Origin of the sequence: Nocardia sp. NBC_01499 (assembly GCF_045040275.1) — a bacterium.
Lineage (GTDB): Bacteria > Actinomycetota > Actinomycetes > Mycobacteriales > Mycobacteriaceae > Nocardia.
Window position 1 is genome coordinate 2,406,015 of record NZ_CP109426.1, and the last position, 20,753, is coordinate 2,426,767.

The following is a 20,753-nucleotide window of genomic DNA, read 5'->3' on the forward strand; positions in this document are numbered from 1 at the left end:
CCCTTCCGGTCACCGACCGGTTTGGGGTTGTCGGTCCATTCCATTTTCCGAGCAATCCCACTGTTAGGAGAGCTGTCATGGCTGGAGACCTTCTCCTCACCGTCGTCGGGAACGTCACCGAGGACCCCGAACAGCGCTTTACCCGCGGCGGTAAAGCGGTGACCACCATCTCGGTCGCGCAAAACACCCGGATCTTCGACCGCCAGACCGGTGAATGGAAAGACGGCGACGTCGTGTTCATGCGCTGCGTTATCTGGGAGGACATGGCCGAAAACGCCGTCGAGAGCCTACGGCGCGGTATGCGGGTGATCGCCTACGGCAAGCTCAAGCAGCGCACCTACGACACCGCCGAAGGTGAGAAGCGCTGGGTCAACGAGCTGATCGTCGACAGCATCGGTCCTGACCTGCGCTACGCCGTCGTCTCCGGCGTGTTCAGGAAAACCCGGGGTTCTTCAACCGAGGACCCATGGCCCCTGACGGAGAGCCCTAGCTCAGAGGCAGAGCCGGCTCCGTTCTGATGCTTGGGTTCACGCAACCGGCAGTAGTAACGGCGTGTGGCCCGCAGCAGCGTCCGACTTGCGGGCCACCGTGCCGCGTCTGTTCGGTAGAGCAAGCTGTCTCTCTAAACCCGGGTGTCAGTACGAAAATTGTTGGGGTCTATCCGTGGTTCCCCCGCGCAAGCAGTCGGGTCAGTGCCTGCAGTAGTTCGCGGTCGGGCTCCGCGGGCAGGTCGGCGGCGCGCCAGGCGACGAATCCGTCTGGTCGGACAAGCGTCGCACCGGTGTGGGTGATGCCGTAGGCGGCCGGGAAGTGGTTGTCGAGGTCGTCGAAGTCGGTACCGATGTGGTGGATGTGCACGTCGAGATTCAGTGCGGTGGCTGTCTTTTCGGCCGCTGTGGTCCACTCCGCACTATCCCGGCCGACCAGCATGGTGAACGCACCGTCGAACAGGTCGACGGTGGACAGTTTCGTTCCGCCCCGGTGCAACCAGACGTGTGGTGCACGGAAGCCTGGACGCCCACTGGGGGTGCGGGGATCCTCGACGGGCCTGTCCGAGGCGGGTGTTTCCGCGAGGATGGCTGTGGAGCGGTATCGATATCCCAAGATCATGGTGAGGTCGTCGATTTTCGTGACGTCGTCACCGGTACTTTGGTGTCGGTCGTGAAGGAGTTGCATCGCAGTGTCCAGCGTGGTCTGGGCAACCGGGCGGCGCTCGTCTTCGTAGGTATCCAAGAGTGCGTCTCCGGCTTGGCCGTTGAGCACAGCGGCGAGTTTCCATGCCAGGTTGTGCCCGTCGGCGATGCCGGTGTTCGCGCCGAAGGAGCCCGAGGGCGGTACGACATGGGCCGCGTCGCCTGCGAAGAACACCCGCCCTGCTCGGTATTGGTTTGCGACCCACCCACCACCGGTAACGAAGGAGACCTTGTGGGGCAGTCCGGGTACCGGGGGAATGAGGGTGATGTCGAGATCTTCCATCCCAACCGCGTGGCGGACCAGTTCGATGCAGCGCTGCTCAGAGAAGTCGGCGGCGCTTTCACCGGGCTCCGGCTGGTAGGGCACTCCGAGCATCCATCGTCCGAACTTCCGTAGCGGCACCAGGACCGTGCCCGTCGACGGGCGGTCGAGGTAGGCGAGCAGGAATCGGCGTCCCCGCAGTGCGGCGTCGAGGTCGGCGTCGAAGAGGAAGAACACCGCAGTGCCCGAAGCATCAGGATGGTCCACGCCGATACCGAGCCGGTTGCGAATGCCTGCGCGGTGGCCGTCGGCGGCGATCAGATATTCGGCGTGGACGCGGTACTCGGCACCGCTGCCGAGTTCGCGCACGAGAGCCGTCACACCTGCGTCGTGCGAGTCGAAGGACAACAGTTCGGTGCCGAACCGCACGTCAGCGCCGCTGCTTTCGGCAGCGGCCCGCACGATGCATTCCAACTCGTCCTGATCGATCATGCCCCAGTCGGTGGGGCTGAGGCACTCCGGCGGCCGAACGTGGGCCAACAGGTCGACTCGGAAGCGTTCCTGGCCGAACAACGTGTCCGCGCCGATCATCTCTGGGAAGTCCACCAGCATCGACTGATGATTCCGGATGTCCGACTCCAAGCCGAGGGCCCGGTAGATCTCCATCGAGCGCGGGTTGAATGCCCGCGCCTGGGGCATGATCGCCGTCGTCGGGTGCCGTTCGACCAGAATCGGGCGGATCCCGAGACGGGCGAGGAACAGTGCGGCGGACAGGCCGGTGATACCTCCTCCCACGATGAGGACCGCGGTCTGCTGGGCGCCTGGATGTGTGTTCACGACGGACTTCTCCTCTAGTGGTCGAACTGTCCGCCTATCATCAATCGTACGAAGTACTCTGTCAATCATGTAGTTGATTAACTTGTCTTCATGCCTGAAACTGCTATGCGTATGTACAATCGCTTCGTGCCGTCGTCGAAGCCCCGCAGGTCACCCAAGCCGCAAGAGCGCCAGCGCGACCCTGAACGCACCCGCCAGCTCATCCTGGACGCGGCCGAAGCCGAGTTCGCCGCCCACGGATTCCAGGGCGCGAGGACCGCCGCGATCGCCGCCCGCGCCGGGGTCAACCAGCAGCTGATCTCGTACTATTTCGACGGCAAAGAGGGCCTGTACCAGGCCATGTCACAGCGCTGGCAAGAACGCCGCCGCGACCTCGTCCCCCCGGAAACCCCGCTGCCCGAACAGTTCCGCCGCTACGCGCTCGAGGCGCGGCACAACCCGGACGGTGTCCGTTTGATGGCGTGGGGCGGACTCGAATACACCGGCCCCGACAGCGATCCGGACCACGCGCCGCGCGCGAAGATGCTCGAGCACAGCGTCGAGGAACTGCGCGGCCTGCAAGCCGCAGGCCGCCTGCCCGCCGAACTGGACCCGGCCTCACTGCTGGTCATGCTGATGGCGGCGGCCATGGCGCCCACCACGCTGCCGCACGTCATCGAGGGTGTCTGCGGGATCGACCCGCGCTCACCTGAATTCATCGCCCACTACGCCGAACAGGTCGCCCTGCTCGTCCGGCTCCTTGGACGCGACAGCGACTAGATCGATGTCGATCGGCCTGGCGCCACGCGTCCACTGCCGAAACGCCCGGCCGTGGCGGGTCCCATACTCTTGTTCCTGCCAGTGATCCGCTGACCGGTCTCTTGTTGGCGATGGTCATCCTTGTGCGGTCGTGTTCTCGTCGAGAGAAGCCATCACGGCGTGACGGCCCCCTCGTCCGACGCTTCCCGAAGCGAAGTACAACGCCGCTCGATGCCCTGGTCGATTTCGCGCCACATTCCCGGCGCACGTCCTAGCTGCCAGCCAATTCCGCTGGACCACAGACGAATACCGGCCGACGGGCCTCTCAGCGCCCGAGCCCAGGTTCAAAAACCTCTGAGAGGGCATCTGAGAACTCAGGTGCCCTGATGGTCGGTGCGGGCGAGTCGGCGGGTGAGGGTGTGGATGGCGGCGAGGAAGACCATCGCTTCGTGGTCGTCGGGGCGGGTTTCGTAGTCGCGGATCAGGCGGCGGTGTTTGACCAGCCAGCCGAAGGTTCGCTCCACAACCCAACGGCGTGGCAGGACTTCGAACCCGGTCGCGGTGTGGCCGCGTTTGACAATCTGAATCGCTACGGCCAGAACGGATTTCGCCCACCTCTCGAAGCGTCCGGCGTAGCCGCCGTCTGCGACCACGATCGACACCGCGCAGAAGCGGGCCGCCATCGCGGCCAGCAGCCGGTGCGCGGCGTCGCGGTCCTGGATCGAGGCGGCGGTGACCACGACGGCCAGCAGTAGCCCGGTCGCATCGGTGGCGATGTGCCGCTTGCGTCCTTTCACCCTTTTACCCGCGTCATAGCCGCTAGTGCTGGCGGGAACGGTGTCGGCACCGCGCACAGTCTGCGAGTCGATGATCGCCGCACTCGGCTGCGGCGCACGCCCAGCACGCATACGCACCCGGTCCCGCAGGCAGTCGTTGGTGCGTTGCCACACAACGGTTTTCGTCCACCACCGGTAGATGTCGTACACGGTTTTCGCGGGCGGGAAGTCATGGGGAAGCTGAGCCCAGGCGATGCCGCCGCGGACCAGGTAGAAGATCGCATCGCACACCAGCCGGCGCGGCCATTTCTCCGGTCGTCCGCCCTTACCGGTGGTGTTACCCGGCGGTGGCAGTAGCGGCTCCAGGATCGCCCACTCAGCGGCGGTCAGCGAGGACGACGGGTAGAACGGGCACGACGGCGTGGCGGACGACTCGCCATGGGCCGGACACGACGAACATGAGCAGATAAGCGACACTGACACAGGAGCTTTCGGTATGCAGTTGATGGCGTGGTAACCCCAACTCCTACCGGGAGCTCCTCCCATCACACGCCGACCAGCACCGAGTTCTCATAGAAACAGACCTGATTGACCGAGAGGGCCAGCCATGCGCTTTGCCGACTTGGTGGGAACGTGGACACTGCACCGGATCGAGATCACCGGAGCTACTGGGGTTCGGATCCTTGACCAGCCCAGCGCGTCCGGAATGCTGCGCTACACCGCAGATGGTCAGGTGTGGGTAATTCTGCACGTTCCCGACCATCAACCGGACGGCCTGCTCTCGGGCGCCTACACCGGCACCGTCACCGTCGAGGCAGACACCGTGATCCATCACGTCAGCGTCGGTACGACGCCATTCGGCGCGGGCAGCGTGCTTGCCCGCAACGCCGATCTCTCGGCCGATCGCACAGAGCTCTGCCTCAGCGCACCCGCTGCTGGGGTCACGGCCCGGTTGCGCTGGCAACGGACAGCGTAATCAGAATCCCCAAATCCGGCGGCGGCGCGGAAGTCGGAGCCACCCGGAGTTTTCAGACGCGCTCTGAGTGGTCGAGTGCCGAGCTGTATCGGACTGCGCCAGCGATACTGAGCCCGAACAGATCACAGATGCGTCGGACGTCGCCGCCAGTGGCGTGCAATTCGTCGAGGATGCGGTCTTCGCGGATCGCTTGGGCAGTCAATCCGAGTCGCTGCGTGACCCATTCCACCCCAACGGGTTTCGCACGTATCGCGGTCCGCTTGCTGATGAACAAGTGCGGGTTGGCCGAATTGGGCCAGCGCTGTGTGCGTTCGGACAGCCAGGCTTGGATACGAACGCGGACGGGCTCTGCCAGGGGAATGACGCGGCCCTCAAGATGCAGTCGGCCGGAGTGGATGTCGGTCAACCGGATGTTGCGCAGATCGCCCGATCTCAACGCATGGAACGCAGTCAGCGCGACCACGGCAGCGCTGGCGGGGTCCGGCGAGTTGAGGCCATCGCGGATTACGACCGCTGGGAGCGACATCGGGAGCCGTCGTTCGTGGGTTCCCGTACTGACGCTCCTCAACGGATTGAGGAACAGGACCCGATGAGACTTGAGTACCCGGAACAGGCATCGCAAGCCCTGTCCCATCCCGGCACGAGGGTTACCCGAATCGGGCAACACCGCCACGGCCTCCTCACGGGATATTTCGCGCAACGACACATGTCCGGACCCCGCCCAATATCGGAGCGCGGGCATGCACCAACGCAGATACAGCCGAGCGGTCGTTTCGGATCGGGCTCTGCTGCGAGGTGGCGTCTTACTGCCCTCGATCATGATGGCGAACCAGCGACGAACCTCGCTGCGCATCGGCTCGGGCAACTCAGCGGTGATGTCGGCGAACCAGCTGTCCAACACGGGGGTTCGATCGTCTTCCAGTACGTCGGCAGCCTGGCAGACCTCGAGCAGGCGCAGCGTGGTCAAGTGGATCTGGTGCAACGCCAGGATCTCCGAGGCCCGCACTGGCGCGCCGGGGGTGTCTTGCAGGCTGAGCACAATCGCGAGCCCTTGCAGGGATATCTTGATCGAGGACTTGCTCCAGCCGTGGTGAGCGGCGTGATCAATGAGGAACTGCTTGAGGAAGGCGGCCATCCACGGATGCGCCGGTTCATCGAATCCGCTCGCCCGGCCGTTGCGCAGGTCTCGGTCGACGGTGAACAGCAGCAGCTGTCTATGTCCGACGGGGCGGAAACTCGTTGCCGCAATGACCAACCCGCGCGTTTGAATTGTTGTGGCGTCGTTGCGGCGGGTTCCCCTGGGGCGTCCGGCGCTCGCGTGGTGCAGGTTCGCCAGGAACAGTTGTTGGCCCAAGCGATTGGCTTCCTCCAAGCCGAGTGTGCCTTTTCGGCCGCCATGGTCGAGGAATTCGCGCCAACACAATCGGCAGGCACTCTCGTCATTGACCGCGAGCAAGGCGCCGCAGATCCGGCAGGTCCCGACGCTGTGATGTTTTCGCCAATACATGCACGCGGAGCACAACCACCTCGTCGTCCGGAACACGCCCCAGGCGTTGCAGTCCAGGCAGGCGGTCGCCGACTGTGGAGCATGGCGATGGCAGCGGTCGCACAGACCGGCGGAGTAGTAACCGCCGACTCGTCGGCATCGACGACAGGGCGGCGGGACCACCCGCTTGCCGGGCATGCAGTCGTAGCAGAAGTCGGTCTTAGGGTAAGTGCTCCAGGCAACCGGGCGGTTGCGGCATCGGGCGCATGGTCGCGGTGGATGGGCTCCGCTCAGACCGGCGGCTCCGAGCGGTTGCGCCCGAGTCGGGGTGTCAGCGGTGTCGGTGTTCTCGACGATTCGGCGCTGGCGGCTTTGCGCGGCTTGCGGGCCGCGACCTGCTCGGGTTCGCAGATCAGCAGATCCGTTGGCGCGCAGCCCAGTACAGCGCAGAGCACGTCGAGGTCCTCGAGTCGAATGGTGGTCGGCGTGCCCGTCCACAGGCCCGACATCTTCCCGGCGCTGACCTCGAGGCCAGCGTCGGCGAGTCGTCGCCGTAGTTCCGTGGACTTCCAGATGCCGTGTTGGGCGGCAACCATTCGTAGGTTCCAGCGCATCGGTTCACTCTCCTATCAAGCGGGCAGTGACGCGGTCGTTCGCGCTGGCCCATGCGTGCTCGATGTGGTCGGTGTGGACGTGGATGTATCGGGTCGTCGTGGAGAGCCACTCGTGGCCGAGCAATTCTTGGACGGCCTTGAGGTCCACACCACGGGCATACAGTGACGACGCGCAGAAGTGCCGCAATCCGTGCGGACTGAGACGGTCGCCCCATGCTGGCAGCCACAGCGCCACTGCCTTCTTCAGACCAGACCGCAGGGCGTCGTCGCCGACGCGGGCGCAACCACCGGTATGACGATCGCGTCGTTCGCTGGGCAGCAGCGGCGCGTTCGGATCCGACCAGTCATCACCGAACTGGTGTCGAACATCGGTCATCCACCAGCCCAGCAACGCGTCCACCGAGTTGATGGCCGGCACCAGACGCTCCTTCGGCCCCCGACCACGGCTGCCCTTACCGAAACGGACGTGCAGCTTGCCGTGCTCACCAAGATCCGGTCGCCAGTCCCGCATATCGAGCATCACCGACTCGTTGATCCGCAGCCCCGCCCGGCGCCACAACGACGCGGCGACGTAGTCCCGCGCCGCAGGCAAATACTTGCGCGCGGTCGGCAACGCTACACGCCAGCCCGCGAACAGCGTCTCGACTTCGTCCGCACTCGGCGGCACCCGCACCACTGACATGCCCGAACTCGTAGGCCGGTTGAACTCATCGATCGGCTGAGCGACGACAAAGCCTGTCAGAGCGTGGATATCGCCCTGATAGCGGGCGATCACAAACTCGAAGAACCGCGCCAAGGTGCCCGCTTTGCTTTCGCGGGTCGAGCGGGCCAGATCACGTTCTTGGCGCAGGTGCACCAAGAACCGGTCGGCATCCGCCGCTTGGGTCGTCCATACCGGCCGACCCAAGAACCGGATGAATTCGAAGATCACCGACCGTTCGGTGCCCACGAACCCATCGGTGGCGCCCGCACCCAGCTGCGCGAGGGCGAACTGGTCGACCAGCTCCTGCTCGTAGTCCTCCTCGTCCTGGGTCGTCCGCAGCTGCCGCGGCGAGCCGATCGACCGCACAACAGCAAAGCTCACCGTCCGCACCAGAGTTCACCGAAAGGAGGCATCGGACATGAATATCACAGAACCGTCAGGAATCTCGAACAATGATCAGAATTCCCTCAAGGCCCTCGGGCGACCGAAAACACCCTGACCACGGGCTATTCCGACAGCACGAGGTTGAAAGCGAACCTGCGGGATTCGGGATAGCCAAGGTGGCCAAGCTCGACCGCCGAGCAGTCGACCCCCGGGACAACGACTCCGACCCGCAATCGTCTCCCGGCACGGACGACGCACCTGCCGAGGACCGAGAACTCGCCGGTGTCGGCGCCGACGGCGAACCGCCGTTCTGACCCACCGGGCGGGGCACCCCTGGTGCCCCGCCCGGCCACCACTTCGTCGCAGAACGGCGCTCCCCGATCGCCGTTTCGTACTACGTCTCTCCCTGTTGGAGGTGACTGATCATGTCCGCTCAGGACACCATCCCATTCCCTCTCCCACGTGAGCACGACGAATCACACGACCTCGCGCTGCCTGCGCCCCTCGAGGAGTCGCCGACGTATGTCTCGTCAGTCTGCTACCCCGCGACGCAGGCCGCCGCCCAGTTCACGTTGATCGGCATGCTCGAGTCGCGCATCCGCACTCTGGCTTCCGACATTCACCTACTGCGCGATCACGTTCGGCAGCTGACCGTCGCGCTTGACGATTCGCTGGATCGCGAATCCGCTCACGCGCTGTGCTCACAGCACGAACGCCTGGGTACACCGCACCCGTCTGCCAACCACCCAGTTCCCCGGAATCGCTTCCATACCGACCGGTATCGCGCTGCAATGAAATGACTCCCCCGCTACATGTTCCACATGATCGGAGGTCCACCGATGTCGCTGATCTGGCTCGTAGCACTCATCGCTCTCGTACTGCTAGCGATCTGGTGGCTGTTCCCCATGCTCGCCCGCATCTTCGGATTCCTCATCGTCCTCGACGCCCTACTAGGCATCGTGCTGTTTCCCGACTACGCCCTACCCGCCCGTCTCCCCTGGCTCGCTGGGGGATTCGTGCTATGGCTGGCCGGGCACTGGGCCTGGGCCGCCAAACACGGTGCCTGGGGATCGCGCCTCGCCCGCGCCCTGTTCCAACTCCCCGGATTGCGGCACCTGGTTCCCCGCTCGGTCTTGATCGGCTAACTTTCGCGGCGATGAGCGCCGCGCCCTTTTCCGGGTCGGTCCACGGCCGTCGTGTGCGATGGCCTCGGCGGCGACGACGCGACGCAACCTTTTCAACTCCGCCACATCAACTCCGGTCACCGCCCGCAGTTGTGCCTCCTGCATACCGCGCTCTTCCAACCTCTTCAGCACTGCAGCCTGCGCTGCTTCTGTTTCTGCGGCGGTCCCCTCATACCGGGTGACCGCGTCCGCGATCACCACGTCGCGCCGCAGCGCCGCGCGCCGTAATCGGCCCGCCTGTTTGTGGAACTCGACCAGGTCCGCTTCTGCAGCCCTCGCCGCCCGCATCTGCGCTTCCAGTACACCCGCGATCGCGTTGCGCGCCCGCTTACGCGCCGACACCTCCTGTGCACCCATACCGCACCTCCCTTTCACCCGTGTCTGCCGCGCTGCGCGCGGCGACGTGCGGGATTTCTCATCTGATCATTCTCTGATCCATTTCCACAATCTCACCGAATTGTTATCAATGCAATCCTCGCCACTATTCCTCTGCACTTCCCATATGGGTTTTATTTCTTCACACTGACACACCTCTTGCATCGTGATGCTACCGGCCAGTAATGACCAATTTAGAGTGCGATTACGCGCTTATCTTCGACTGTGTGATGACGATCCATCGACTCCATGCAGGCGATGGCTACCAGTACCTTACGAGGCAGGTGGCCAGCGGCGATCGCCTGCGGGATCGCACACGTGACCTCACCGACTATTACCTCGAGAGCGGCACCCCGCCCGGTATATGGCTCGGCACCGGCGCAGCCCGGTTAGGCGTTTCGGGAAACGTTACCGAGGCGCAAATGCAAGCGTTGTTCGGTGAAGGATTACATCCGCAAGCGAATGCGATCATCGCCGCTGGAATCGCTGCCGGCAAGACCGCTACCCAGGCCGTCAAAGCCACTGGGCTCGGTGCCAGCTTCTACGAATTCACCAACAAATCCTCACCGATCACCGATCTCCTCGCGCGAAACATCGACACATTCATCCAGACCTATCAACGTCGTCCGACCTGGGATGAACGCACCATCTTGCGCAGCGACGCCACCCGCGAGCACCTCACTGCCACCCTCGGTCGCGAACCCGAACGCAGCGAGATCGAAGCCGCTCTAGCCGAGGAGAAGTCCGAGAGCCGCAAGGCTGTCGCCGGGTTTGATCTGGTGTTCACACCACCGAAGTCGATCTCGATCCTGTGGGGCCTGGGCGATGACGAGCTCCGCGCGATGATCTGGCGCTGTCACACCGAAGCGGTGCGGGAAGTCCTGGCATGGACCCAATCCCAGTGCGCGGTCACGCGCCGCGGTCACAACGGCATCCGGCAGATCGATGCCGACGGGTTTGTGATCGTGGCGTTCGATCACTTCGACAACAGATCTGGTGACCCGAACTTGCACACCCACGCCGTCGTCTCGAACAAGGTGCTCGGTTCCGACGGCAAATGGTCGGCGCTGGACGCGCGGCCACTGTATGCGTCGGCGGTGTCGTTCTCCTCGCGCTATAACGCCACCATCATCGGCAAGGTCCGGCGCCAGGTCGGGTTTCGTTTCGAGGAACGCCCTCGTGGCCGAGGCAAACAGCCCGTGTTGGAAGTCGTGGGCGCCAGTGACGAGATGATCGCCGAGTTCTCCCGCACGCCCGACATCATCGCCCGCACCGAAGAACTCGTCGCCGACTATCGCGCTCGCCACGGCCGCAACCCCAGCACCATCGTCCAGTACCGGCTCGCCCAACAAGCAACCCTGCAAACCCGCCACGCCAAACCACTCCCGAAAACCTTGCGGGACATGGTCACCGAATGGGGTACCCGCACCCACCGCTTCCTCGGCGACGGCCGCGACGCGGTCCGTTTCGCCCGCGACCTGCTGCACTCTCACACCCACCCCGACGCACACGGTCCTACCGATCCTGAACAGATCGCCATTGCGGTCGGGGTTGATCTCGGCGGCCCCCGCGCTCTCATCGACTGCACTCGCGGCCAACTCGACCACTGCATCGAACACCACCTCAACCTCGCGCCCTTCACCACCCCCGCCGCACGAGCGCGAACCGCCGAAGCAGTCAAATTACTGCTATCCCAGCACCCGAAACTCGCACTCCTGGACCGCATCTCCATCGCGCACACCGCGCGCCTGCGCGCGATCTGGACACCAGCCCGCATCGCCCAGGATGTGGTGGACACGGTCGCACGGCGCCGGGCGACCTGGACCGAAGCCAACATCCGCTCCGCAGTCGAAGATCGCCTCGCGGTCATCGAGTTCGCCACCGACGCCGCTCACCGCGCTGCCGTCGAACACATCACCGCCACGGTCCGTGACCAGCACAGCATCCAACTCACCCTCCACCCCGACCCCGTCCCTACCGCGCTGGCTCGTCGCGACGGCGAGAGCGTGTTCACCGTCACCGGAGCCACCCGCTACACCTCCCACGCGGTCCTCGACGCCGAAACTCGACTCCTCCAATCCGCACGGACCCCCAGTCCTGAAGCGATCCCACCGCAGCTGGTCGACGCCGCGATCACACGAATCAGGACGAATACGAAGCTCATTCTCAACGAGGGACAGCGCGAGATCGCCCGCTATTTGTGCTGTTGTGCCACCGAATTAGCGGTCGCGGTCGGGCCCGCTGGCACCGGGAAAACCACCGCGATGAAAGCTGTCGCCACCGCCTGGCAAGCCTCAGGCCGCGAGGTTATCGCTCTCGCACCTTCCGCATCGGCGGCACGTGAACTCTCCGCCCACCTCGCCATCCCCGCACACACCATCGACCGGCTCCTCACCCAAGCCGCATACGGCATTCCCACCGGAGTCTTCCCCGGCACAATGCTGCTCATCGACGAAGCCTCGATGGCCGCCACCGCAGACTTCGACGCGCTACGCGCCCTAGCCCACGCCAGCGGCGCGGTCCTACGCGGGATCGGTGACCCCGAACAACTCCCCGCTGTGGAAGCCGGCGGGATCTTCCGCACCCTCGCCCGCGACACCCGAGCACCCCAACTGCGCCACGTGGTGCGCTTCACCGACCCCGCCGAAGCCGACGCCACCCTCGCCATCCGCGACGGAAACCTCGAACAAGCATGGGAGTTCTACAACAGCAACGACCGCGTCACCTGCGGGATGAGCGATCAACTCCGGGCAGCCATCCTTGCTACACACCTCGAGGACACCGCCGCCGGTATCTCCTCGATCATGATCGCCGCCACCCTCACCGATGTCTCCGCACTCAACGCCGCCACCCAAGCCCACCACGCACTCACCGGCCGCATCAATACAGGCAAGGGTCGAGTCTTGTTGTCCGACAGCCACACCGGTTATGTCGGTGACGTCGTCGTCACCCGACTCAACAACCCTCGCCTGCGCATCACCGGAGGCATCCGCCACACCACCCACATCGACAACGGCGACCTCTGGCGAATCCGGACGATCCATCACGACGGGACCATCACCGTGATCGGTACCAGCCACCGCGGCAGCGTGCACCTGCCCACCGACTACATCCGACACCACGTCGAACTCGGCTACGCCACCACCATCCACCGCGCCCAAGGCATCACCGTCCGCCGTGCCTACGTACTGATGAACCACATCCTCGGACGAGCACTGGCCTATGTCGGGCTGACCCGCGGTTGGGAACTCAACCGCATCTTCCTGGCCACCGACACCCTTATCGACCCCACCGGCAACCAACAACCCGACGACCCCACCCAACCCCACACCATGTTCGCCCGCGTCCTGGCCCGCGAAGACGACAACCTCTCCGCCATCGACATCATGCGCGCCGAACAGACCGCCGCCGACCACCGAACCCGCATCACCTACACCCACGCCTACAAGCTGCTCGCCGACGCACGCGGCACCTATCTGCTCGCTCACGCCCTGCCGGTCGTGTTCTATCGCGCCACCATGGGTTCGCCGACCTGTCAGCAGTTGCTCGACACCCTCGCCCTGGCCGACGCTCACGGCCTCGATACCTGCGAACTCGTCGCCGCGATCACCACCGACAATTACCGCGACCTCGGCGAATCACTCACCACCGCCCCAGACACCGCCGCCCTGCTGCGCTCACGCGCCGACACCTGGATCCACGCTCACCACCCCATCACACCGCCCGCCATCACCACAGCAGCGGTCGATACCCTCGCGAGCCTGACCCCGCAGATGGCTAACACGCTCAGCGGCCGCCTCAACACCACCGCGGTACTCGCCTCCCCACGCCAACAATTCCGCGCACTCCACGACAGCCCTTACACCGGCACACTGCGACCTGTCCCCACCCGCCATCCAACAATGGATCTCGAACTCGCCCACCACGCAGAACAACTCCGGCACCGCCTCATCACCCCCACAGCCGACCAACTAGCGCCACCGCGCAGCGATGTATCCAGTCCTGGTGTCGCCCAAGCTGACACCAGCAGCGAGTTCAGCGGACCACTGGCTCAATCCACAACTACACCGACCGGCAACACCCCGCACGACCCGGAAATCACTGCCGTGTCGTCCCACTCGGACACAGTCGATGCCGTCACCGAGCCCCACAGCGGCGATCTCGCCGACTACCACCACATCAACCGGGCCGACCGCATCAACCGCATGGTGCGCGACTACCACCACTACGTCAAAGAACTCGCCGACGCTCGCACCGACCAGCTCCTCTACCGCGCGCTCCCCGCCGTCCTCTACAAACAGACACAGAAATCCCGCCATTACGACGAACTCTTCGACACCATCGCCCTCGCCCAGGCCCACCATCTAGACACCACCACGCTCGTGGCCGTGATCGCCACCAACAACTACCGCGACCTCGGCGCCAGCCTCCTACTCGTCCCCGACCCCGCCCACGAACTCCGCCACCGCACCGACACATGGATCAACACCCACACCACACCCCACGACGACATCCACCCCGATCACGGCTTCCGAGCACTCACCGACTACCCCTACAACAGCCAATTCCGCCCCATACCCAACTATCCAGACCGCGACAACCAGCTCGCCGACTACGCCCACGAACTACGTCAACGAATCCAACACGAACTGAACACACCACCCCACGCTCAAACCACGCCAGCTGTCAGCCGTCAAGTAATTCCCCCAGGTGAGGGGTAGTTCCGTCACGGAATTCCCCCACTGTCCGTCACTCAATTCCTCCACCGGCCGTCACGTAATTCCCCCACCTGGCGGTGTGTCGCCGGTCGGCGTGTCTCGCACACATGTTCGCTTGTCCTCGACGGTTGTTCCGGCGAGGAGAGCGAGAAAGAGATGGCGAGGAGGAGTTTCTCGATGTTCGATCTTGTCGAGCTCTACACCCACTGGCAGGCCGGTCGCGGACAACGCGAACTGGCGGCATCGCTGGGGATCGACCGGAAAACGATCCGGAAGTACGTCGCGCCAGCGGTTGCCGCTGGCATAACACCGGGCGCGAGCCCACCCCTTTCTGCTGAGCAGTGGGCCGAGCGAGTCGCGGAATGGTTTCCCGCACTGCATGATCCGGGCGCGCGGGCAGTGACATGGTCGTTGATCGACCCGCACGCTGAGCGGATCAAGTCCTGGCTGGGTCACCGTGTCACGGTCGCCACGATCGCGCAACGCTTACGCGACGACCACGGGGTGGACGTATCGGAATCATCTGTACGCCGTTGGATAGCAACACATTTCGCTGACGAGGCCGCCCGGGCCAAAGTGACGGTGATGCGCCCGCCGGTGCCACCGGGCAGCGAAGCCCAGATCGATTACGGCCGGCTCGGGTCGTGGTTCGATCCGACCTCGGGGCGGCGGGTGACGGTGCAGGCGTTCGTGATGGTGCTCTCGTGCTCGCGGATGCCGTTCCTGCAACCGGTGCTGTCGATGGATCAAACATCGTGGTGCGCTTCCCATGTCGCGGCATTCGAGTTCTTCGGCGGAGTCCCCGCCCGGCTCGTGATCGACAACCTACGCACCGGCGTCGACAAACCCGATCTCTACGACCCGAAACTCAACCGCACCTACGCCGAACTCGCCGTCCACTACCAGACGTTGATCGACCCGGCTCGGGTCCGCAAACCGAAGGATAAACCACGCGTCGAACGTCAAATGCAGTACATTCGCGATTCCTTCTGGCGTGGAAGGGAATTCAGCACCCTGGCCCAGATGCAAGGTGAAGCCATCCGGTGGTGCTGCGACGTCGCGGGGTTGCGGAATTCGCGGGCGCTCGACGGTGGGCAACCGTTGCCGGTGTTCGAAGCGACAGAACGCGACGCGCTGATGCCATTGCCGGCGGCGCCGTTCGTGTTGTCGGTGTGGTCGACCGGGAAAGTCGGGCTCGACACCCACATCAAGATCGGGAAAGCGTTGTATTCGGTGCCGTGGCGGCTGATCGGGCAAACCCTGCACGCCCGCACCAGCGGTGACATCGTGCAGATCTTCCGCGACCAGCACGTCGTCGCGACCCATGTCCGCCGCCTGGCGGGGCGGGCGACGAATATGGAGCACTATCCGCCCGAGACCATCGCGTTCCACCTGCAAGGCCCGACCTGGTGCCGCAAGATCGCCATCGATGTCGGCCCGGCTTGCGAGCTGGTGATCGGTGATCTGTTGTCACCCAACGCGATCCACCATCTACGCGCCGCGCAAGGCATCCTTCGGCTACGCGAGAAATACGGTCTCGACCGCCTCGAAGCGGCCTGCTCACGCGCGATCGAGGTCGGCGACCCGTCCTACCGCACCGTCAAAGGCATCCTCGCGGTCGGCACCGAGACCGAAGACCCATTCGGCGGCACCGCTACCAGCGATATCGCCGAGGTCCCGGCGTTCCTGCGCGGTCCCGACCAGTTCGCCAATAACTGACCCGCCCGCCACCCGGCCAACAATTCTTTCCTAATTCTTCACTCCAGCAAGGAAATACACACTCATGTCCATCAGCGACCCCGCCCTGCGCGATGTTCTACGCGCGCTGAAACTCACCGGCATGCTCGACACTCTCGACGCCCGCCTGGCCCAAACCCGCGACGGGAAACTCGGGCACCTCGAGTTCCTGCAGGTCCTCTGCGAAGACGAGATCGCCCGCCGCGAAACCAATGCCCTGACAAGGAGGATCCGGCGAGCGAAGTTCGAAGAACAAGCCACTTTCGAGGACTTCGACTTCGCCGCGAACCCGAAACTCCCCTCGGCGATGATCCGCGACCTGGCCGCGCTGCGCTGGCTCGATTCCGGGGAATCGGTCATCCTCTACGGCCCGGTCGGAGTCGGGAAAACCCATGTCGCACAAGCACTGGGCCATGCCGTCGCCCGCCGCGGCGGTGACGTCCGCTTCGCGAAGACCAGTCGCGTTCTGGCTGATCTGGCCGGTGGTCACGCGGATCGGTCCTGGGGCAAAAGGATTCGTGAATACACTCGCCCGCACGTGTTGATCCTCGACGACTTCGCGATGCGCGAGCACACCGCCCTGCACGCCGATGACCTCTACGAGTTGATCAGCGAACGCGCGCTCAGCGCCAAGCCGCTGATCTTGACCAGCAACCGCGCTCCGAAGGACTGGTATGCCCTGTTCCCGAACCCGGTCGTCGCCGAAAGCCTGCTCGACAGACTGATCAACACCAGCCATCAGGTCTTGATGGACGGACCCTCGTTCCGGCCCCGCAAACGGCCAGGCCGACCCGCCAGCTGACCACCTCGAAGCGGCTCGCTACGCTCGCAGCGAGGCACGTCTACTGGAGGAATTCCGTGACGGCAGCCTGGGGGAATTGCCTGACGGTCGACACAGCCAACCATTCCACCCAAATGAAGGACGCGAACCACCACCAACCGGCGTCACCATCCAACCCACCGCAGCCAGCTCGACGACCAGACAAACCCCGACAAAAGAATCCCCGCCGCCAACCTCGCCCCCAGCCACACCCGATCCGACGACCCCGTATGTGATCCCTCGGCCCTGACGCGCGTCGTCATACTCACCGTGCCGCGCTCCTGCGTTCGATCAGGCAAACTCTGCCATTCCAGGCCCCGATCCAGACCAAGTCGCCCTCACTACTTTGGCTCGGAAATACGAGGTGTGGCCGGAGCCGAGATGACCTTGTCCGGTGTCAATAAGGTTGAGCTGGACCCAGTTGCCGTGAGCGCGGCGCTGATCGCAGCGATCGTCAGCCGCGAGGCCTGGCCCGGGGCGGGTGCTTTGGCCAGCAGTTCCAACGCGTCGGGGGCGTCGAGATCGTCGAACGCTTCCAGCACCCCCGCTGTGCTCGCGCCCAACATCGCTCAAGTCCTTGATGCCGACTCCTGAGGAAAATGACATGCATCTGTCGCTCCTGGTCAGCAGAATGGCGACATGAACGCAGATGCGGCCCGAATTCCCGAGTCCCTGCTACTGGCGATCGGAACAGTGGCGGTCGCGAGTGCTGATCTCGAACATGTGTTACGACATTTCGTTGCAGGCTTGGCAGGCATAACCGCGTACGATGGCGGCTCGCTATTGCTAGAAGGACAGTCCGCAGATTGGTTGATCGGGAATGGAAAGATGCTTGTCTCCGACGACGCTATGTCTCGGAGTGACCCTAGAGGCCCTGCGCTCCGTGAACTGTTCGAGCGAGCCGAGCAGCTGAAAAATGCGCGGAACACCGTGATCCACGGACGGTGGCAAACGCGTTGCGGCTGGCCGCCCGCAGATGCCGATATGTGCTCCCCTCGTTCGGCGCGAACGTACGACCATCCTGAATTCGTCTTCCACGTCGTCCGCAGCCGCTATCGCAAGTACGCGGTAGAGCAGGCGTGGGCAGTATCCGAGGTTGATGAACTGGCTAGCCAGATGCAGGCACTGGCCCAGCAGCTGCTCGATCTTTCGGAGCGTGGCTACGCGGCAGTCGCCCAGTGAATGAGAGTTTGGTGTCATAGATTCTATGTGATGCGAAGGCGATGCCACGCCGGCCTTGAGGGTGACACCGCTTTAAGACTGGTAGAAACCAGGCCGCGTCGGGGAAGCGGGGTTCCCCCGATTGGCTGGACGGCGATGTCGCCTGCCAGGGTGATGGGACCACCGGTTTGCCATGAGCATGGGACCGGGTTGGACCCGGTCGCGGGCCGTGTGCTGATGGTGACTGACGACCGAGTCGCTGGTCAATCGGTTGCGGGCTTGCCGTGGCGTGGCTTCTGGCGTTGCCGGTAGGACTCGCCCTCGACGACGAGTTCGTAGGCGGCTGATTGCAGTCGGTCCATCGCTGATTGGGCCAGCAGCGGGTCGGCCATCATGGTCAGGATTTCGGGTGGTTCCCGGTTGCTGGTGATGATGGTGGAAGCTTTGCGGTGACGTTCGACGATCAGTTCGTAGAAGTCGTTGGTCTCGGTGGCTTCGAGCCGGTGCAGGGCCAGGTCGTCGAGGATGAGCAGGTCGACGCGGTGGAGTTTGCGCATCTCGTCTTCGTAGCTGCCGTCCAGGCGTGCCCCGCGCAGGCGTTTGAACAGCTTATCGCTGCGTTCGGTGTGAACCGAATGGTGGCGGCGGACCGCGATGTGTCCTAATGCGTTGGCCAGGAACGTTTTTCCGACGCCCACCGGTCCCATGATGAGGATGTTGTAGGCGTCGGCGAGGAACCGTAGCGAGGTCAGCTCCGCCCAGAGTTCGGAGTCGAAATTGACTGCGGTGGTGTCGTCCCAGGCTTGCAGCTGCATCTGCGGGTCCAGATGCGCGGATTTCGCGCGGCGTTGGGCGGATTGGCGGTCGCGGCGGGTGACCTCGTCGGAGAACAGCATTTCCAGGAAGTCGTGGTGCGGCAGCCGATTCGATCGCGCCAAAGCCAGGCGTTCAGGCAGGGTGTCGAGCAGTTGCCCGAGCTTGAGCCGGCGCATCAACGTTTTGAGTTCCGGTGAGATATCGATCGGTTTGACCGCCGGTGTCGCGGCGGGTCGGCGGGTGGTCATGACGGCCTCCTGATCTCGAAATCGGTTGTCGCGCGGACGAACCGGGACGGAGTCGGCGGTGGTGGCAACAGACTGAGCTGCTGGCCGACCGCGCTGCGGGTCAGCATGCGATCGATGACGCCGACATCGACGACCTCAGCGTCCAGGGCGCGGCGGCAGGCGTCGTCGACGGCGGCGGCGCCGTGACGGCGAACCAGCCCGAGCAGCCGGTAAACCTGGCGCATCTTCGTCCAGGGCAGCGGATGTTCCAGCACCTCCGCGGCGTAGATCCCGACATGAGCGCCATGCTCGGATGCCTTGCGCTGCAAGGTATTCAAGTCCCGCATCGCATAGACGCTGACTTCACTGGGCAGGTCGGCGGGATCGGTGTGCCGGCGGCCCGGCGCCATGACCGGGTGGACCTTGATCAGCTCTCCGCGCCAATACAGTTTCACCGTGGTCGAATCAAGGCGGGCATCCAGGCGGACCCCGACGAGTTCACCGGGAACGCTGTAGAGAGCTTTGGCGATCTGAACATGCCTGTCGGGAGCCACCTTCGGTCGAACCCAGGTCGGGATGTCGAACGGCTCCTGCGAGAGTGGTTTCAACTGCGGGGCCTCCTCGGCGGCGAACACCTCCGCCGGGCGCAGCCGGGTCGTGCCATGGATCCGCATCCCCGCCGTTTCCGCGCACCACTTGGCGGCTCTGGACCGGCAGTCCGACAGGTCCCGGAATTGTTCTCCGGCAAAGAAATTAGACCGCGCATAGGGCACGCAGCGTTCGACGCGGGGTTTGTCGCGGGGGCTGCGGATGCGGGCCGGATCGATGGCGAACCCACGCGTCTGGGCATACTCACGAAACGCGTCGTTGAGTTTCGGATCAGTCGAATCTGCTTTGTCCACAATCGTTTTCATGTTGTCCGGGATCACCACCGCGAACACGCCACCGAAGAATACCCACGCCGACTCGAACCCGTCGATCACATCGTTGAGGGTCTGCCGGTAGCTCGGATAGATCAGCATGTGCCGCGAATAAACCGCAGTGAAGATCAACCCCTGCACCACCCGACGCCGACCATCATCGGCATCGGTGAGCATCCCCAGCCTGCCGAAGTCGACCTGCACCTCAGCACCGGGTTCGCAATCGGCAACCCGCACTGTAGTCCGGCGTTTCCCGAACCCCAATTCTGTTGTCGCATAACGGTTCAAAGTCCGATATGACACCACCACACCACGGCGTCCCAGCAGGATATGGATTTTCGTCAACGTCAGGCCCTCATCGAGCCACGCCTTGATCTGATCATGTTGCGCGGCAATGGTTTCCCACGCATCACTCTTCCCGTTCGGGCGTTTGCGCCGAACCCCGGCTATCACCGCCGCGACTAGCTCATCGGTCAACTGGGCTGCATCACCCTCACGATCGAGCCCACACGAACGCGCCACCTCCACATACCGGCGCACCGTCTTGCGGTCGGTCCCCGACAACCGGGCCACCTCCCGCAAACCCAGCCCCTGCAGCCACAGCCGCAGCATCTCCACGATCTCGATCACCGAAACCTCCCGGTAGCTCATTGGGCCAATACAGCGGCCGAACGACCGGGAACCCCGCAGCCACGCCGGGTGGTCCCATAACTGGCAAAACCCCTACCCAGGTGGTCCCATCAGTGGCAAACAAGCGGTCCCATACTCATGGCAAAACCGTCTCTGAAGTGGTCCCTTCTCCCTGGCAGCCGACAACGGCGAGAAC

Annotated in this window: 18 protein-coding genes; 10 read left to right on the forward strand and 8 right to left on the reverse strand. The window is 64.2% G+C overall.

Translation table 11 applies throughout. The features are described 5' to 3' along the window. Window positions 1-77 precede the first annotated feature (77 nt). On the forward strand, window positions 78-518 hold the full coding sequence (gene ssb, locus OG203_RS10935; RefSeq protein ID WP_405165558.1) for a single-stranded DNA-binding protein: 441 nt from the start codon (window positions 78-80) through the stop codon (window positions 516-518). 139 nt (window positions 519-657) lie between these two features. Here the strand turns inward: ssb and OG203_RS10940 are convergent, their stop codons facing one another. Further along, the gene (locus OG203_RS10940; RefSeq protein WP_405165559.1) at window positions 658-2,292 is read right to left on the reverse strand and encodes an FAD-dependent oxidoreductase; all 1,635 of its coding nucleotides are present in this window, start codon (window positions 2,290-2,292) and stop codon (window positions 658-660) included. 126 nt (window positions 2,293-2,418) lie between these two features. Here OG203_RS10940 and OG203_RS10945 point away from each other — a divergent pair, with 126 nt between their 5' ends. Further along, on the forward strand, window positions 2,419-3,051 hold the full coding sequence (locus tag OG203_RS10945) for a TetR/AcrR family transcriptional regulator (RefSeq protein ID WP_405165560.1): 633 nt from the start codon (window positions 2,419-2,421) through the stop codon (window positions 3,049-3,051). Between the two features lie 353 nt (window positions 3,052-3,404). Here the strand turns inward: OG203_RS10945 and OG203_RS10950 are convergent, their stop codons facing one another. Further along, window positions 3,405-4,289 (reverse strand): IS5 family transposase, encoded by an 885-nt coding sequence (locus OG203_RS10950; RefSeq protein WP_405165561.1) that lies wholly within the window; start codon window positions 4,287-4,289, stop codon window positions 3,405-3,407. Between the two features lie 124 nt (window positions 4,290-4,413). On the opposite strand from OG203_RS10950, the gene OG203_RS10955 reads away from it, so the two are divergent. Beyond that, complete coding sequence (locus OG203_RS10955) at window positions 4,414-4,782, forward strand: hypothetical protein (protein WP_405165562.1); 369 nt, start codon at window positions 4,414-4,416, stop codon at window positions 4,780-4,782. Between the two features lie 52 nt (window positions 4,783-4,834). Here OG203_RS10955 and OG203_RS10960 read toward each other — a convergent pair whose 3' ends face one another. The 3 genes from OG203_RS10960 to OG203_RS10970 all read right to left on the reverse strand — a co-directional run bounded on the left by OG203_RS10960 (window position 4,835) and on the right by OG203_RS10970 (window position 7,966). After that, window positions 4,835-6,136 carry a hypothetical protein gene (locus OG203_RS10960; protein WP_405165563.1) on the reverse strand — a complete coding sequence of 434 codons (1,302 nt, stop codon included), beginning with the start codon at window positions 6,134-6,136 and terminating at the stop codon, window positions 4,835-4,837. A gap of 422 nt (window positions 6,137-6,558) precedes the next feature. Then, window positions 6,559-6,882 (reverse strand): helix-turn-helix domain-containing protein, encoded by a 324-nt coding sequence (locus tag OG203_RS10965; protein ID WP_405165564.1) that lies wholly within the window; start codon window positions 6,880-6,882, stop codon window positions 6,559-6,561. A 4-nt stretch (window positions 6,883-6,886) separates the two neighbouring features. Further along, entirely contained in the window at window positions 6,887-7,966 is a 1,080-nt protein-coding gene (locus OG203_RS10970; RefSeq protein WP_405165565.1) for a tyrosine-type recombinase/integrase, read from the reverse strand. Between the two features lie 179 nt (window positions 7,967-8,145). On the opposite strand from OG203_RS10970, the gene OG203_RS10975 reads away from it, so the two are divergent. The 6 genes from OG203_RS10975 (at window position 8,146) to istB (ending at window position 16,785) form a co-directional block, all read left to right on the forward strand. After that, a complete protein-coding gene (locus OG203_RS10975; RefSeq protein ID WP_405165566.1) occupies window positions 8,146-8,283 on the forward strand; it encodes a hypothetical protein in 138 nt (45 codons plus the stop codon). A 111-nt stretch (window positions 8,284-8,394) separates the two neighbouring features. Beyond that, entirely contained in the window at window positions 8,395-8,769 is a 375-nt protein-coding gene (locus OG203_RS10980) for a hypothetical protein (protein ID WP_405165567.1), read from the forward strand. 39 nt (window positions 8,770-8,808) lie between these two features. Further along, window positions 8,809-9,114: a hypothetical protein gene (locus tag OG203_RS10985; protein WP_405165568.1), complete on the forward strand. Its 306-nt coding sequence runs from the start codon at window positions 8,809-8,811 to the stop codon at window positions 9,112-9,114. Window positions 9,115-9,758: 644 nt separating this feature from the next. Further along, a complete protein-coding gene (mobF, locus tag OG203_RS10990) occupies window positions 9,759-14,249 on the forward strand; it encodes a MobF family relaxase (protein ID WP_405167828.1) in 4,491 nt (1,496 codons plus the stop codon). 174 nt (window positions 14,250-14,423) lie between these two features. Then, on the forward strand, window positions 14,424-15,965 hold the full coding sequence (gene istA, locus OG203_RS10995; RefSeq protein WP_405159507.1) for an IS21 family transposase: 1,542 nt from the start codon (window positions 14,424-14,426) through the stop codon (window positions 15,963-15,965). Window positions 15,966-16,029: 64 nt separating this feature from the next. After that, window positions 16,030-16,785: an IS21-like element helper ATPase IstB gene (gene istB, locus OG203_RS11000; RefSeq protein WP_405159506.1), complete on the forward strand. Its 756-nt coding sequence runs from the start codon at window positions 16,030-16,032 to the stop codon at window positions 16,783-16,785. A 359-nt stretch (window positions 16,786-17,144) separates the two neighbouring features. Here the strand turns inward: istB and OG203_RS11005 are convergent, their stop codons facing one another. Then, window positions 17,145-17,369 (reverse strand): hypothetical protein, encoded by a 225-nt coding sequence (locus OG203_RS11005; RefSeq protein WP_405165569.1) that lies wholly within the window; start codon window positions 17,367-17,369, stop codon window positions 17,145-17,147. A 73-nt stretch (window positions 17,370-17,442) separates the two neighbouring features. Here OG203_RS11005 and OG203_RS11010 point away from each other — a divergent pair, with 73 nt between their 5' ends. Continuing rightward, complete coding sequence (locus OG203_RS11010; protein WP_405165570.1) at window positions 17,443-17,985, forward strand: hypothetical protein; 543 nt, start codon at window positions 17,443-17,445, stop codon at window positions 17,983-17,985. 242 nt (window positions 17,986-18,227) lie between these two features. On the opposite strand, the gene OG203_RS11015 is transcribed toward OG203_RS11010, so the two are convergent. After that, window positions 18,228-19,028 (reverse strand): ATP-binding protein, encoded by an 801-nt coding sequence (locus tag OG203_RS11015; RefSeq protein ID WP_405160806.1) that lies wholly within the window; start codon window positions 19,026-19,028, stop codon window positions 18,228-18,230. After that, a complete protein-coding gene (gene istA / locus OG203_RS11020) occupies window positions 19,025-20,578 on the reverse strand; it encodes an IS21 family transposase (RefSeq protein ID WP_405160805.1) in 1,554 nt (517 codons plus the stop codon). The genes OG203_RS11015 and istA (OG203_RS11020) overlap by 4 nt, the downstream gene beginning before the upstream one ends. Window positions 20,579-20,753: the final 175 nt, after the last annotated feature.